General features: G+C 38.3%; 11 protein-coding genes. 5 read left to right on the top strand and 6 right to left on the bottom strand.

Features of this window, described 5'->3' with window-relative positions:
- Window positions 1-11: 11 nt before the first annotated feature.
- From BN1243_RS12500 to BN1243_RS12480, 5 genes are all read right to left on the bottom strand, one after another.
- Window positions 12-1,367, bottom strand: coding sequence for an MFS transporter (locus BN1243_RS12500; RefSeq protein ID WP_062107293.1), 1,356 nt, complete (start codon window positions 1,365-1,367; stop codon window positions 12-14).
- Between the two features lie 139 nt (window positions 1,368-1,506).
- The gene (locus BN1243_RS12495; RefSeq protein WP_062107292.1) at window positions 1,507-1,710 is read right to left on the bottom strand and encodes a CLC_0170 family protein; all 204 of its coding nucleotides are present in this window, start codon (window positions 1,708-1,710) and stop codon (window positions 1,507-1,509) included.
- 24 nt (window positions 1,711-1,734) lie between these two features.
- Complete coding sequence (locus tag BN1243_RS12490; RefSeq protein WP_062107290.1) at window positions 1,735-2,952, bottom strand: Ger(x)C family spore germination protein; 1,218 nt, start codon at window positions 2,950-2,952, stop codon at window positions 1,735-1,737.
- A complete protein-coding gene (locus BN1243_RS12485) occupies window positions 2,949-4,049 on the bottom strand; it encodes a GerAB/ArcD/ProY family transporter (protein WP_062107289.1) in 1,101 nt (366 codons plus the stop codon). The genes BN1243_RS12490 and BN1243_RS12485 overlap by 4 nt, the downstream gene beginning before the upstream one ends.
- Window positions 4,049-5,665 carry a spore germination protein gene (locus BN1243_RS12480; RefSeq protein ID WP_062107287.1) on the bottom strand — a complete coding sequence of 539 codons (1,617 nt, stop codon included), beginning with the start codon at window positions 5,663-5,665 and terminating at the stop codon, window positions 4,049-4,051. The genes BN1243_RS12485 and BN1243_RS12480 overlap by 1 nt, the downstream gene beginning before the upstream one ends.
- Before the next feature lie 302 nt (window positions 5,666-5,967).
- Here BN1243_RS12480 and BN1243_RS12475 point away from each other — a divergent pair, with 302 nt between their 5' ends.
- From BN1243_RS12475 to mnmH, 4 genes are all read left to right on the top strand, one after another.
- Complete coding sequence (locus tag BN1243_RS12475; RefSeq protein WP_062107285.1) at window positions 5,968-7,890, top strand: heavy metal translocating P-type ATPase; 1,923 nt, start codon at window positions 5,968-5,970, stop codon at window positions 7,888-7,890.
- Window positions 7,891-8,094: 204 nt separating this feature from the next.
- Window positions 8,095-9,144 (top strand): selenide, water dikinase SelD, encoded by a 1,050-nt coding sequence (selD, locus tag BN1243_RS12470; RefSeq protein WP_062107284.1) that lies wholly within the window; start codon window positions 8,095-8,097, stop codon window positions 9,142-9,144.
- Window positions 9,145-9,286: 142 nt separating this feature from the next.
- Window positions 9,287-11,467: a YhgE/Pip domain-containing protein gene (locus tag BN1243_RS12465; protein WP_062107283.1), complete on the top strand. Its 2,181-nt coding sequence runs from the start codon at window positions 9,287-9,289 to the stop codon at window positions 11,465-11,467.
- 20 nt (window positions 11,468-11,487) lie between these two features.
- Complete coding sequence (gene mnmH, locus BN1243_RS12460) at window positions 11,488-12,537, top strand: tRNA 2-selenouridine(34) synthase MnmH (protein WP_062107282.1); 1,050 nt, start codon at window positions 11,488-11,490, stop codon at window positions 12,535-12,537.
- 162 nt (window positions 12,538-12,699) lie between these two features.
- Here the strand turns inward: mnmH and BN1243_RS12455 are convergent, their stop codons facing one another.
- A complete protein-coding gene (locus tag BN1243_RS12455) occupies window positions 12,700-13,461 on the bottom strand; it encodes a DeoR/GlpR family DNA-binding transcription regulator (RefSeq protein ID WP_062107281.1) in 762 nt (253 codons plus the stop codon).
- 201 nt (window positions 13,462-13,662) lie between these two features.
- On the opposite strand from BN1243_RS12455, the gene BN1243_RS12450 reads away from it, so the two are divergent.
- Window positions 13,663-14,739, top strand: a complete 1,077-nt coding sequence (locus BN1243_RS12450) for an alcohol dehydrogenase catalytic domain-containing protein (RefSeq protein WP_069201784.1) — start codon at window positions 13,663-13,665, stop codon at window positions 14,737-14,739.
- Window positions 14,740-14,885 lie beyond the last annotated feature (146 nt).

Genomic DNA, 14,885 nt, shown 5'->3' with positions numbered 1-14,885 from the left:
AATTTTTAAAATTATTCGGAATGCTGTCTGCTTTTTTCCCGCGGTAACCGAAGTGCCAATATTACTACTAACAAGCAAAAAATCAAACAAATAAGCGCCACATTATGAAGATGCTGGGTATCTAGATGACGATTAAATGCGATCCCGAGTAAGCTGGACGAAAGAATGGATCCGAGATAACGACTCGTTTGGAACAGACCTGAAGATGAGCCTGTATCTTCTGGACGGACATGCTCATATAAAGCAGTCTGCATTGAAATATTATTAAAACCGTTACTCATTCCTAGCACTGCCATAATGACTAAAAGCCACAGAAGGGATGAGTCTTCATGTAACGTTAATAACATGGCCGTTCCAATGAAAAGAATCAATGCTCCTGTAATAAGCGGAGGTTTCGATCCGTGTCGATCAATCATACGTCCAGCAATAGGGGCGACAATTACGCCAAACCCAGCAAGAGCAAGCATAATAAGCCCTGTATGTTTTTCACTATAATGATGAACTTGTTGTAAGAATGTGGGGAAGCCAAAAAAATAACAATAATACACAAGATTAATGCATATAAACTGCAAATAGATGAGCGAAACAACGGGATTTCGCTTTAACGAATTAATGTCGATAAACGGCTCATGATGTTTTCGCTCATAAACATATAAGGCAATAGCTGCAGCTAGAAAAATGAACAATGCCCACCAGTGAATTTGATCCTCAATAGACAACAGAAATAAAATCAATCCGATGATGGAGGTAATAAAAAGTCCGATTCCGAGAAAATCAATGCGTTTTAATTCAATTTTCCCCTGTCCTTCATTTGGTAAAATAAATATAGCTAGAATAAATCCGGTAATAATGAAAGGGAAATTCACAACAAAAATTGAAGGCCAGTCCCATGATTCAATTAAAAATCCGCCAATGGAAGGGCCAAAGGCAGCTGAAGTAGAGGCAAATATCGATAAAGTTGCCAATGCTTTTGCTTGACCTTCAGAAATGCTTGTCCGCACCATGCTCATCCCGCTCGGGAATAAAGTCGAACTTCCGACAGCTTGAAGAGCACGACAGCCTAATAAGAAAGTGAAGTTTGGTGAGAAGGGTGCTAAGGCGGAAGCTGTTGCAACAATAATTAGTCCTGCAAGAAATAATCGCTTGGGGCCAAACATATCGCTTAATTTTCCCATAACAGGCTGGGCGGCTGCACTTGCGAGATAAAATACGGATATGAGCCAGGAAGCATCCGCAAATGTCAGCCCGAAGTCGTGTTGCATTCGTGTTAATGCGACAGAAATCATCGAAGAATTTAATGGGTTTAATAATGTGCCAAGGCCAATTGTTAAAACAAGTAGCCATGGTTTTTGACTTTTTGTTTGCATCTTTGATCACAACCTACCTAAACATAGAAAGAGTCTTTAAATATTCAAAATCAGCGTAAAGACTGTTCTGTTTCTCAATTTTTTCATTAATAGCGAGTAATGGCTTGCGACAGGATGATCACTCTTCTACAAATCTAGATCACCAAAACCATGTATCATACACCCAATTGGCAACAACGATTGCTACACCTAAGCCAATATTCATCCATCCAAGAAAAAGTGAAAATTTTTTCTCCTTTTTCTTTCCTTCCTTTTTATAAGCTTTAGCATCCATTGTTATAATTAGTAAACCGGTTATGATAAGAATAACAAACAAATAAGACAAATAGTCGAGGCTAAACATTTGTTATCATTCCCCTTTGTTCCATTATTGATCTTTCATCCCAACTCTGCGAATATGAGTATCCATTTCAACGTGAACATTTATATCTTTAAATATAGAATTCCATGTCTCTTTTGTCTTGACTGTTTCGTTCCAAAATCGCGGTTGCTTCGCCCGGACATATTCCCCAAATCCAAAAATATCTGTGCCCTCTTCTTGCATTTTTTTAATCAACCTATTTAGAGAATTCTTCGTCTCCTCTGATGCTACTTGTTCTATTTTACGAATAATTTTCGAATCATTTATTGGAGTTTTTTCATTTGTCTTTTCGCCTATTTCACTTTCATAACGAACTTTAATATGAATTTCCGGTTTTCCGTCTTTGATGGTTGTTTTGATTCGCGATTTTCTTTTAACTGCTTCTACTAATACCATTTCTTCAGCATCGGGTATTTTGATGAAGCTGCCATACCCGCCCTCACTCTCTCCGATGACAGCCATGAATAAGCCAATTTCGATCGGATCAATAGTTCCTAGCATTTTATTTTCCTTAAAATAGGCCAAGCCTTTAATTTGAACATTTTCCTTATCCTTAATTTGTAAATAGGGGAGATATCCGTCTTGCCCCTTGCTGGAAAGGGCTCTCCAAAAGATTCCGATATCGTCGTATGGAAACTTTCCTAAATCAACTCCCTTTTGAACCATACTTTTTAAGTATAATGCTGGAACTCGCTCTAATTTTGGTGCAATCTCCATATAGTCCGCAGCTCTTTCCTTGGAAACAACGAGCCAAGTTGTCCTTCTTACTTCTGGTTGCCTGCGTAAATAATCATTGAATCGTTCAATTCCTTCTTTTGCGACTTCTTCGCTAATGACGATGATGCGTAAGTGTCCGAGAAAAAGTTCATCAGCTAATTCTTGTTGTAAATTGAATAGGGCATCTTCCAGCGTATGACCAATTGCATCTAACACCCACACTGGTTCTTGGTCTTCACCGCCACCAGTTGATTCAGGACCAAGCGGAATGCGGCCGGGGACAGAGACTTGAGCTGTTATGCGAATCATCTCGTCTGCTGATCCGATTTGAGATTTCGGAAAGTGTGTAATGTAGTCCTCATTCTCATCTGTTTCCACTTTATCAATCGCTATTGCCAGAACAGTTCCCCGTTTCTCTATATCTATACTATCCCAACATCCAGACAAGAAAGGAATAAATAGAAAGATAATAAAGTAGGCGTTCATTGTTTTACCTATTCTTTTCATAATTCTTTCTCCTTTTTTGGCAGTTTGCGAAGTTTGGATAGGACGATTAATACAATGGGAACCACAATAGTTATGCCAATTCCCAATCGACCAACAATACTAATCACTCTATATAATTGAAACGTCTCTTGAGGAAGCATGGCAATAAAAAATACGATAGGCAATAGAAAAAATGCCATCATTTTATGATCTTTTAATTGAAAAAAACGTTTCAATGCGTGGGCTGTAAATACATAATTAGAATAGATTGTAGTGAAAACAGCTGTTACCCAAACAGCCAGAAAGACGATGTCAAGACGTTGCAAGAGATTTCCGGGTATTTGAGTTGCTCTCGCTAACTCTAATGTAGGCCACATTGATTTCTTTAGTTCTTCTGGTCCAAATAGAGCAAGGGCGGCTGCTACCATCATGACGAAGAAACCTCCCGATATCGCGACGCCCCATATGGCTGCCCGCATCGCCTTTTTAGGCTTTTCCATTACAGGGATAATAATGGTGATAATAAATGCGCCTTGAAATAGTGCAGTGATGGTAAGTGTTCCTGTTAGTGATTGAGTAGATATATTACCCCAGACAGGTTCCAAGTAAAGAAAATTTGCGTTTGATAATGAAGTAATCACGATGATGAAGCCCGGTATTAATATAGCGGGCACATAAAAGTTATGGATATAAGCAAAAGTATTAAAATTATCACGAGTATAAATCGCCGCCATGACTAGCATTACAAGAACAGTCACTTCGAGCGGGGTTTCCCGTAATACAGCTGATACAACGACTGCACCAAATTCCCTTGTAGCAAGTCCCGTTAGTATAGTAAAGAATAGGATCATAAAAAAGCTGTATAATTTCCCTAACCACTTTCCGATAATAACCTCACTATATTCAATGATCGATTGTTTAGGAAAGAGGAGACCAAGTTTTATAATAATCCATAATCCGAAAAGTGAGAATAGGACAGCGAGGGCAGTAAGGAGAGGGGCGCCAGTGTCGGCTGACTGAACTGCAATTAATGGAAGCCGCAATACGCCTACTCCTATTATCGTACTAATAAGTATCGTTGTTGTCTGGACAAGTGTAATGTTCCGATTCTGTTCCATCAATCATCCCTCTTATCCTTATTCGGTTGAGAACTCAATGGTTGTCTTTGTGTTGTACGTGAACTTTTACTTGTGTTCTCTCTAATTTTATTAGTGGAATGAAACATCACTGGTCTAAAAGACATTTTCCAAAATGGAAAGCGGATGACACTGTCTTTCATTCCTTGAGCATTCCAAGGTGAAGTTGGACTTAGATAAGGGACACCAAACGATTTTAATGAGAGCATATGGTTTAAGATTACTATCAGTCCTACCATGACCCCATATAAGCCGAATATTCCCGCAAGAATCGCTAATGGAAAGCGTAATGCCCTTAAAGCAAAGGATGCATTGTAGACGGGAGTGGCAAATGAACCAATTGTTGTAATAGCAATGACGACAACAGTAATGGGGCTAGAAAGTCCTGCCTGAACAGCAGCCTGTCCAATAATTAAAACTCCGACTATGGATAAAGCGTTCCCGATCTGTTTAGGTAACCTAACAGTTGCTTCCCGTAATATTTCCATGGATCCTTCCAGTATTAACACCTCAATAACAGCAGAGTAGGGGACTCCTGCTCTTCCTCCAGCAACAGCGACAGCAAATTCAGTTGGCAATAATTCCGGATTAAACGAAATGAACGATACATATAAAGCTGGGAATACCAGTGAGAATACAAGGGCAAACATACGAATGAATCGAGTAAAGCTTCCCATAATGAAGCGCGTGGAATAATCCTCTGTTGCTTGATAGAACTGGTTAAAAACAGCGGGTACTAACATTGTGAATGGAGAGCCATCAACAAGAATAGCGACCCTGCCTTCGATTAAATTGCCAACTGTACTATCAGGGCGTTCGGTTAACAAAGTTTGTGTAAAGGGCGTATAATGATTGTCTTCAATATATTGTTCTAAATAGCCGACATCTAGCACCGCATCGATATCAATTTTCTTTAACCGACTTTCAACTTCATCAACGAGTGCTTGATCGGCGATTCCATCCAAATAACAAATGGCAACCTTTGATTTTGTTAACCGTCCAACTTTTAATGTTTTTACACGGAAATCCGCTGTTGGCAACCGATAACGCAGCAAGCCAAGGTTGGTCCCTAACCGTTCAATAAATCCTTCTCGAGGGCCGATGATAACTTGCTCAGTTTCTGGTGGGGCAATCGCCCTTTTCTCAACATAATAGGTATCGAGATGGAATGCGTTTGTCACACCATCAATGACAAGGATCGTTTCGCCAGCTAAGACGGCATCAATAAGTTTCCCTAGATTACTTTCCTCCTTTATTTCGCCGTGATAAAGAACTTCCTCAGCCAACACCTTCAGAATCCTATCATTTTTAAGTTTATCTTTATCGATGTATTCGGGCATTTTCATTAATGGTTTTAAAACTTCGTAATTTATTGTCTGTTGCTCAACCAAATTGGAAAAATAACAAATGGCAGCGGAATGGGCCCCATATATAGAAAACCTTCTAATAACAAAGTCGTCATTACTACCCAATATCTCTTTTATAAAGTAAATGGTATCTTCCAGTTTCCCGTTTAGTTCACGATGTTGATTATTTTTCATTTTAATATGCGGGATGTTTTGTCGTTTCTCTTTCCTTCTTTTATTCCAAATGGACATACAGATCCCCTTTTTCGATTTATTCCTATAGTCAGTATGTGTACTACAGAAAAAAATATGTGAAAGTGGAATGTTTCAGCCAATCATAAATACGCATATTATAATTACAATAATATTGTATTGATTATAAATAGATTAGGTAATTAACATTGATTTTTGTAATTGAATACAATTATCATTCTCAATTAGATTAGGTTATTTTCAATTAGACTTGACCGAATCCAATTTTTCTATTACTATAGTTACATAATAATAATTTTAAATAAGACTTTTCCTTATACAAAGAATAGGAAGGTGCGAGAATGGAAAATCATGCCCACGTAATAGAAGATCAGTTGACTATGACGGAAAAGAATGTTTGGGGGAAAATAAAATTAAATGGTGAGATGATTGCTGCTGTTGTTTGTGGAATTTTAATTTTATCTGGATGGTTAATGGATAAAAGCGATTTTCCCATGGCATCGGTTGTTCTATTTTTACTTGCGTTTATGGTTGGTGGGTTTGCTAAAGCAAAGGAAGGTATTGAAAATACCTTACAAAATAAAGAATTAAATGTGGAATTGTTAATGATTTTAGCTGCTATTGGTTCAGCCATTATCGGCTATTGGACCGAGGGTGCCATTCTTATTTTTATTTTCGCGGTTAGTGGGGCATTAGAAACATATACGATGAATAAGAGTCATAAAGAAATATCCACGCTTATGAAACTGCAGCCTGAGGAAGCATTAAAAATAACGGAAGATCGAGAAGAACGGGTCCATGTCTCCGAACTTATCGTTGGTGATTTTATTATAGTAAAGCCTGGAGAAAGAGTTCCTTCGGATGGAGAGATCGTTAGAGGAACGACTACTTTAGATGAGGCAGCCATTACTGGAGAGTCCGTTCCAGTTTCTAAAGGCATCCATGAAGAAGTTTTTGCCGGAACTGTCAATTTGAATGGTTCAATTACAGTGCAAATTACAAAGCCAAATCATGAAACGCTTTTTCAAAAGATTATTGAACTTGTCCAGTCTGCCCAAAGCGAAAAATCTCCTTCCCAACTATTCATTGAACGTTTTGAAGGGAAATATGTAAAGATTGTATTGGCCGTTGTCGCCATTATGCTGTTTCTTCCACATTTTGCTTTAGGTTGGAGCTGGAATGAAACATTTTATCGGGCGATGATTTTATTAGTGGTTGCTTCACCATGTGCACTTGTAGCTTCTATTATGCCTGCGACATTATCCGCCATCTCCAATGGAGCGAGGAGAGGTATCCTTTTTAAAGGTGGAGTTCATCTTGAACAACTTAGCGAAGTTCGTGCAATCGCATTTGATAAAACAGGTACTTTGACAAAAGGGAAGCCAGAAGTTTCAGATGTGATCGTTCATGACGATTATACAGTTAACGAATTATTACATGTCGTAGGGTCGATCGAACGGCATTCGAACCATCCGTTGGCGAACGCGATCGTGAAATATGCTGAAAAAATAATAGATAGTAAATGGATAGAACTAGAGAGTGTAGAGGATGTTGCTGGCTGGGGAGTAAAAGCGGTTATTAATGATGTTGTCTGGAAAGTGGGCAAGAGTGATTTTGTCGGTGATGAAAAAGCCGAACGATTTAAGCAAGGGCTGGCGAAGGAGCTTGCTAGTAAAGGGAAGACCGTTGTTTTCGCTCAAAAAGGAGAAGAATTAATCGGATTAATTGCACTAAAAGATATCGTCCGTGAAGAATCAAGAGCAGCTATTGATCGTCTAAAAGCTGACGGACTTTATACAATCATGTTAACCGGAGATAACGTAAATACAGCGACTGCGATTGCAGAGGAAAGCCATGTTCAAGATTTTGTAGCTAATTGTTTACCGGAAAATAAGGTTAAACATATTAAAAAGTTGAAGGAAGATTACGGAACAGTTGCAATGGTGGGAGATGGAATTAACGATGCACCCGCACTTGCTACAGCAAACGTTGGAATTTCTGTCGGAGATGGCACGGATGTGGCGCTTGAAACAGCTGATATGGTATTGATGAAGAATGATCTCTCTCGTATTTCCGAAGCAGTTCAACTATCTAAAAGGATGAATCGGATTATAAAGCAAAATATTACTTTTTCAATTGGTGTTATTATACTGCTGATTATATCCAATTTCCTTCAGTTCTTAGATTTGCCGTTTGGAGTTATTGGTCATGAGGGAAGCACGATTTTAGTTATATTAAATAGTTTAAGATTACTTAAAAATTAGTATATAAAAGTGCGAAATTAGGCCTGTTGTTTGTGACAGGATAAAGTTTCGCATTTTTTATTTTTGCCATTAACTTGTCTGAGGAGATTCCAAAAATCTATCTATTTAAACCTAGTAAAGGTTTTAAAATAGTCAAATGCTATATATTATATTGAGATATCATTTATAATGGTAAAATAAAATATCCTGAAAGGTTGATGGAATATGAAACAATCCAGTTCTATAAGGCTTACTTCTTTATCATCCAAAGGTGGTTGTGGATGTAAAATTGGACCAGCTGATTTGGAAGAGGTTATTCGTAAACTTCCTGTCGCTTCCACGGATCCAAATTTGCTAGTTGGACTAGATACAAGTGATGATGCAGGTGTCTATCGCCTAACAGACGATCTGGCCATTGTTCAGACTCTCGACTTTTTTACACCTATTGTTGATGACCCTTATTCTTTTGGTCAGGTTGCTGCCGCTAATGCGATTAGTGACATTTATGCGATGGGTGGTAAGCCGATTACTGCGTTAAATATTGTTGCTTTCCCTATTTCCACATTGGACAAGGAAATTCTTACAGACATTTTACGTGGTGCTGCAGATAAGCTTAAGGAAGCGGGCGCTACTTTAGTTGGCGGTCATTCCATTGATGATAAAGAGCCGAAATTTGGTCTAGCTGTAACTGGTGTTGTCCATCCTAGTAAGGTTAGGACTAATGCTGGGGCAAAAGCTGGGGACAAGCTAATCTTAACAAAGCCGATTGGCGTCGGAATTTTGACATCATCATTGAAAAAAGGGCTTTTGAGTGAAGAGGAAATTTCCAATGTCACAAAAGTGATGACAACATTGAATAAAACGGCTGCGGAAACAATGTCGAGTTATGAAGTACATGCGTGTACAGATGTAACAGGATTTGGTTTACTTGGGCATGCTTCAGAAATGGCAAAAGGCAGTAATGTTGGATTGCGTATTCAAAAGGAGAATGTACCAATTCTTAACCGAGTTCGAGAACTAGCCGAGCAAGGGGTTATTCCAGGCGGGACAAAAAATAACTTTGCCCATCTAGAGGGGGATGTTACTTTTCCGAATGGTATGGATCAAATTGATCAATGGATACTATGTGATGCCGTGACTTCTGGAGGGCTTTTGATTAGTATAGCTAGTGAGGAAGCCGAAAATCTTTTGAAAGATCTAAAAATGAATGGTGTAGATGCTCATTTGATCGGTGAAGTAACAGCTGAAGAATCGGGCCATGTAGTAGTTGAATAAAGTTTTTGGATAATGCTAAATTCAAAATAATGAGGTGAATTGTCCTACATATCGCAATGGTTCACGATTATCATAGGGCGATTATGGGAATTCTAAGCTTAAGTGCTCAATAGTTAATATCCCACATTAAAGGACCAAAAGTATGAGAAAAATTATCGATATTTATACAACGGACATCAAGAAAATTGTGACCAACTGGGCAGCGATGGTTATTATCGGTGGATTAGCCGTACTTCCTTCCCTTTATGCTTGGTTTAATATTTATGCCATGTGGGATCCGTATTCTCGTACAGGTGACTTACCTGTAGGAATTGTCAATGAAGATCAAGGAGCCGTTATTAGGGATAAAGAAATTGATGTTGGAAAAGAGTTAGTTGAATCTCTGAAGGATAATAAAAGTATGGACTGGCATTTTACCGATCGGACTGATGCAATGGATAAAGTCGAGTTTGGTGATTATTATGCGGTCGTCATTATTCCTGAAGATTTTTCCGAGCAACTGGCCACCGTTGTTTCAGATCATCCGACGAAGGCTCAAATCGAATATTATGTAAATGAAAAGCTGAATTCTGTCTCCCCAAAAATTACTGAAAAAGGTGCAACAACGATTGTTGACCAAATTAGCAGTAAATTTATTTCAACTGTGAATGGGGTTATTTTTGATCTTTTTAATGAACTTGGTATTGAGCTGGAGCAAAATTTACCAGATATTGAGAAGTTTGAAAACTATGTGTTTATGCTTGAAAAGGATTTGCCTGAAATCAATAGAATGCTAAATGAAACGATGAATGATGCAGATTCAGCTGAAAACGTCCTTAATAAAGCGAATGGAATGCTGCCTAAAGCGAAGCAATACACGAATGATGGGCTCTCCACGATCAATAAAACAACTGATTATTTGGATACAGCAGAGAGTAGACTGAAGGAAATGGCCCCACAAATTGAAAAAGATTTGCAAAGGGCACAAACTGTTACGAAAAATATAAGTGATTTTTTAAATGAGGTTCAAAATACAAATATTGATTTAAGTCAGGATAATACTGTTCAGAAAGATCTTGAAGGACAAATTAATTCTGCTATCCAAAATTTGGATACAATTGAAAAGTCATTAAAGCAATTGCAGGAGATTAATGCTGAACGACCTGATCAAGAAAACCAAGGTGTTACTAATGATCAAATAGATCTTGCTATCCAACAAACAGCAGAGCTAAAAGCAGCTTTGCAACAAATGCAAGGAGATGCGGATCAATTAAATAAATTTTTACAAAATCATAATAAAGACTTCGACAAAATCCTAGATCGTCTTCATAATACAGCTGAGGACACATCGGTTAAGTTGGATGACTTTGTAAAGGAATATAAGGATAATATTGAACCTACTGTTTTGAATGAAGTAGCAAAGGCGAAAAAGACTTTGTCAGGAGCGAAAGGAATACTAGTTGAGATCCAATCTACTTTGCCTGAGGTGGAAAGACTCATAAGTAATACCCAGAAAAACCTTCAGGAAGGTAAAGGTAAACTGGATTATGCTTCTGGTCAATTTCCGTATGTAAATACGAAAGTAAGAGAACTTGCCGATAAAATCCGTAAGGTTCAAGGTGAAGCTGATTTAAATGAAATCATTCAATTGTTACAAAACGATCCTTCAGCTGAACGCAGTTTTTTTGAAGAGCCTGTACAATTAAATGAAAATAAACTATTCCCAATAAAAAACTATGGTACAGGTATGACTCCCTTTTACACTGTACTAGCAATTTGGGTTGGTGCACTTTTATTAATTTCCCTGTTGGCTGTTGATGTTCACAATGATGGTCTTTATACAGGACGGCAAATTTATTTTGGACGGTTTATGACATTTTTGACGATCGGATTTGTTCAGACGCTGATTGTGACATCAGGGGATCTCTTTTTATTAAATGTAGAAGCGGAACATCCGATTTGGTTGATCATCTTTGCGCTTCTGATTAGCTTCGTTTTCATTCTGATTGTTTATTCCCTTGTTTCAGTATTTGGGAATGTCGGAAAAGCTCTGGCGATTATTATGTTAGTTTTACAAATTTCCGGATCAGGTGGAACTTATCCCGTTGTCTTGTTACCTAAGTTCTTCCAAATTATTAGTCCGTTTCTCCCTTTTACCTATGGTGTAGATTTGATGCGGGAAGCAGTTGGTGGCATTGTTTTAGAAAGAACTTTACGAGATGTTGCTATCCTATGCTTGTTTGGAATAATTGCATTAATATTTGGTGCATTTTTAAAAGAACCAATCAACAAAATGACAAAGAAATTTTTAGAGAAGTCGAAAGAATCGGGGCTTGTTCATTAATATTGTAGAGGTGGAATAACATGTTTAGCGATATTACGATAGATAAATTACTCGATTTGAAAAGTAAAAATGCGATGACGCTAATTGATGTAAGATCGCCATCCGAATATCGAAATTCCACCATTCCTGGAAGTATGAATATTCCTTTGTTTAATGACGAGGAAAGGGCAGAAATTGGAACAATTTATAAACAGATTAGCCCAGAAGCTGCAGAAGATCGGGGACTTGAAATAGTTTCAGCAAAATTGCCAGGGTTTGTTCGGGAGTTTAAAAAAGTGGAAGGGGAAAAAACGGTTTTCTGCTGGCGAGGGGGAATGCGCAGCAAAACATCTGCCACTCTTTTAGATTTAGCTAGAATTCATGTTCACCGTCTGGAGGGTGGGATAAGATCCTATCGCAAATGGGTAGTGGATACGTTAGAGCATCTTGACTTTCATCCTGAAACCTTCATATTGAGTGGATATACAGGAACAGGTAAAACGATTGTTCTAAGGGAATTGCAGGAACAAGGCTATCCTGTTTTGGATTTAGAAAAGATGGCGAATCATCGCGGCTCCATTTTTGGACAAATCGGGCTCGCGCCGAACAATCAAAAGACGTTCGAAGCGCTACTTGTTGAGCGCATTGGACAGATCACAGATTCTAAACTTGTTTTATTTGAGGCGGAAAGCAAAAGAATTGGTAAAGTCGTTCTGCCGCCATTTTTTGACGAGTGGAAGGCTAAAGGGACTCATATCATCATTGATATGCCTATTGAAGAGAGGGTCCGTAACATTTTAGCGGATTATGACCCGTGGGCTCATAAAGAGGAATCTTTGGAAGCCTTTCGTCGAATTAAAGCTAGGATCCATACGCCAGTTGCCAAGGAAATTGAACAGGCACTGGTCGAGGAGAATTTCCCGCTAGCTGTCCGACTTTTACTCGAATACTATTACGATTCTCGTTATCAACACGCCGCCGACCAATACGCGGAAAATAAGAAAGTTCAATTAACAGTGGCAAATGCGGAAGAAGCCGTCTATGCCATTAAAGAAATCGTCAGCAAAAAGCGGATTGCCTACCAAGGGTAATCCGCTTTTATATGTAGATTTGAGTGGAAATGCTGTATTAATTGCATATAGCGCGGTTTAAACCCGTACGGAGAGAATTAAACCCGGTCGTGAAGAATTAATCCCGTTCACGGTGAATTTTATGCCCTCCCGATTATTTCCTTTTAAGCATGCTTTAGGAACTCAAGCAAAGTGGACACGAACTCCCGCATCTTGCCACAATTGCACATCTAATTCTCGTGCTTCTTCTCCAGTAACTAAATCATGAATTTGTTTTGTTCCCGCAACTGTATGTAACGAGACACTGCCTATTTTTGTATGGTCCGCAACAACGATGACTTGTTTGGCAGAACGGATCATTCCGCGCTTGGCCGGAACAAGTGATTCATCGAAATGTGTTAATCCTTTCTGATGATGCAATGCTGGTGTTCCAATGAAAGCTTTATGAACATGAAGTGTATTAAGAACCTCATCAGTGATCATTCCATTTAGCATATAGCTGTCAGGAAACAAGATTCCACCTGTCACGATGACTTTGATTGAATGGGCAGAACGCAGTAAGGCAGCAATATTAATATCATTCGTAATCACAGTTAAATTTTGTTTATTTAAGATCGACTGTGCAATATGTAACGTCGTTGTCCCCGAATCTAAAATGATATTTTCCCCATCTTTAATGAGATTGGCTGCTAATTCCCCAATGCGTTTCTTTTCCTCTAGCTGCACTGTTTCACGTTCATTAAAAGATGGCTCGGAATGAACTTCATCTTGCATTACGACTCCGCCGTGCGTACGTCTTAACTGACCTTCCTTAACAAGGATAATTAAATCTCGTCGAATCGTTGCTTCATGTACTTGGAAAAAATCAGCAAGTGCCGCAACAGTAGCTACATTTTTATCTTTAACATATTGAAGGATCTTTTGTTGTCTTTCTAATGGCAGCATCTTATCACTCCGTTTTTAAAAATCTCTTATATATCTATCATATTAAATTATCTATAAACATAAAAGAGGTAAAGTAAGCATAACTTAACTATTCGGTGCTCAATTATGCTCATTTTTGCTTAAGTGTATTGACTGAATTTTATAAATGTACTTATAATAGACAAAAGTAAACAAAAATAAATGGATATTGGAGAATAGTAAATGGAAAAGAACACAAACACGATGATTCAATCGAAGGCATTTAGGTTAGTAAAACCAGGGGAATTTGTGGAATCGGTGATTCAACATGAATTGAAAAGTGGAGAAGTTGTCGTAATGACCACTTTAGCTAGCATTTGTCATGCAGATCTTCGCTATTATACAGGTCAGCGGAGAAAAGAAGCATTAAAGGAAAAATTACCAATGGCCTTGTTTCATGAGGGAATAGGTAAAATAACAAGATCAAATGATAAATCCATTTCTGTAGGTCAAAATGTAGTGATTGTTCCTACTATTCCTGGTAGATTACGATTTTTGCAATCTACTACGAATAGAGTTGTAGATGATAATTATTCAAAGGATGGGGCATTTCTAGGCAGCGGATACGATGGAATAGCACAAAGCCAGCTTATAATGCCTGCAGAAAATGTTATCCCAATTCCGGAAGATGTTCCCGATAGAATTGCATTACTAGCTGAACTGAACTCTGTTTCTTTACATGCATTGGAATATGTAAGCGGTTCCCTTGATCAAGGGAAAGTCGCTGTTTTTGGGGATGGTCCAGTTGGATTTTTGACAGCAGCGATATTATCGCACATGTACAAAATTCCAAAGAATCAACTTTTAGTGTTTGGAGCTATTCCGGATAAATTAACCCAGTTTGATTTTGCCACTACCTATTTAGTTCATGATTTTAATTTTAAAGATTACGAAGGTGTTGTCACAGTTGTGGAGTGTACGGGAGGGCGTTTTAGCGAAAGTGCGATCAATCAGGCGATTGAATTAATTGAACCGCAGGGGAAAATTGTTTTAATGGGTGTGAGCGAGGATAGAGTGCCGATCAATACACGAGATATTCTAGAAAAGGGGATTACATTATTTGGGAGCTCCCGCAGCACGGCAAAGGACTTCGCAATGCTTATGGACGCTTTTCGTAATAAAGATTATCAATTGTCCTTGAAAAAGTTGCTTCCAGAACATGATGATGTCGTTCGAAATGTAGAAGATTTAAAAAATGTGATGGATAAAACGGCGGAACATAAAGGCTGGAAAAAAACGGTTATCGCGTTTGAATGGTAGGTATTGAATTGTGGCTTACTGTGACATAGAAGTAAGGATAAAAACGTATACCTCTTGGCTGGAGAAAAGTGCATGCATGAAAGTATAGACCCGCGGGAATTAAGAGAAAATATTGGGAAGAACTTTTATCCCACATAAACAGATAG

The organism is Bacillus niameyensis (genome assembly GCF_001375535.1).
In the GTDB taxonomy this organism is placed as follows: Bacteria; Bacillota; Bacilli; order Bacillales; family Bacillaceae_C; genus Lederbergia; species Lederbergia niameyensis.
Note: the sequence above shows the minus strand (reverse complement) of the source record. Positions and strands in the feature narration are given on the sequence as shown.

Bases quoted from the DNA above. Each gene is read 5' to 3' on its own strand.
- BN1243_RS12475 (WP_062107285.1), top strand. From the start codon at position 5,968: ATGGAAAATCATGCCCACGTAATAGAAGATCAGTTGACTATGACGGAA.
- mnmH (WP_062107282.1), top strand. From the start codon at position 11,488: ATGTTTAGCGATATTACGATAGATAAATTACTCGATTTGAAAAGTAAA.
- BN1243_RS12465 (WP_062107283.1), top strand. From the start codon at position 9,287: ATGAGAAAAATTATCGATATTTATACAACGGACATCAAGAAAATTGTG.
- selD (WP_062107284.1), top strand. From the start codon at position 8,095: ATGAAACAATCCAGTTCTATAAGGCTTACTTCTTTATCATCCAAAGGT.
- BN1243_RS12485 (WP_062107289.1), bottom strand. From the start codon at position 4,049: ATGGAACAGAATCGGAACATTACACTTGTCCAGACAACAACGATACTT.
- BN1243_RS12495 (WP_062107292.1), bottom strand. From the start codon at position 1,710: ATGTTTAGCCTCGACTATTTGTCTTATTTGTTTGTTATTCTTATCATA.
- BN1243_RS12455 (WP_062107281.1), bottom strand. From the start codon at position 13,461: ATGCTGCCATTAGAAAGACAACAAAAGATCCTTCAATATGTTAAAGAT.
- BN1243_RS12490 (WP_062107290.1), bottom strand. From the start codon at position 2,952: ATGAAAAGAATAGGTAAAACAATGAACGCCTACTTTATTATCTTTCTA.
- BN1243_RS12480 (WP_062107287.1), bottom strand. From the start codon at position 5,665: ATGTCCATTTGGAATAAAAGAAGGAAAGAGAAACGACAAAACATCCCG.
- BN1243_RS12500 (WP_062107293.1), bottom strand. From the start codon at position 1,367: ATGCAAACAAAAAGTCAAAAACCATGGCTACTTGTTTTAACAATTGGC.
- BN1243_RS12450 (WP_069201784.1), top strand. From the start codon at position 13,663: ATGGAAAAGAACACAAACACGATGATTCAATCGAAGGCATTTAGGTTA.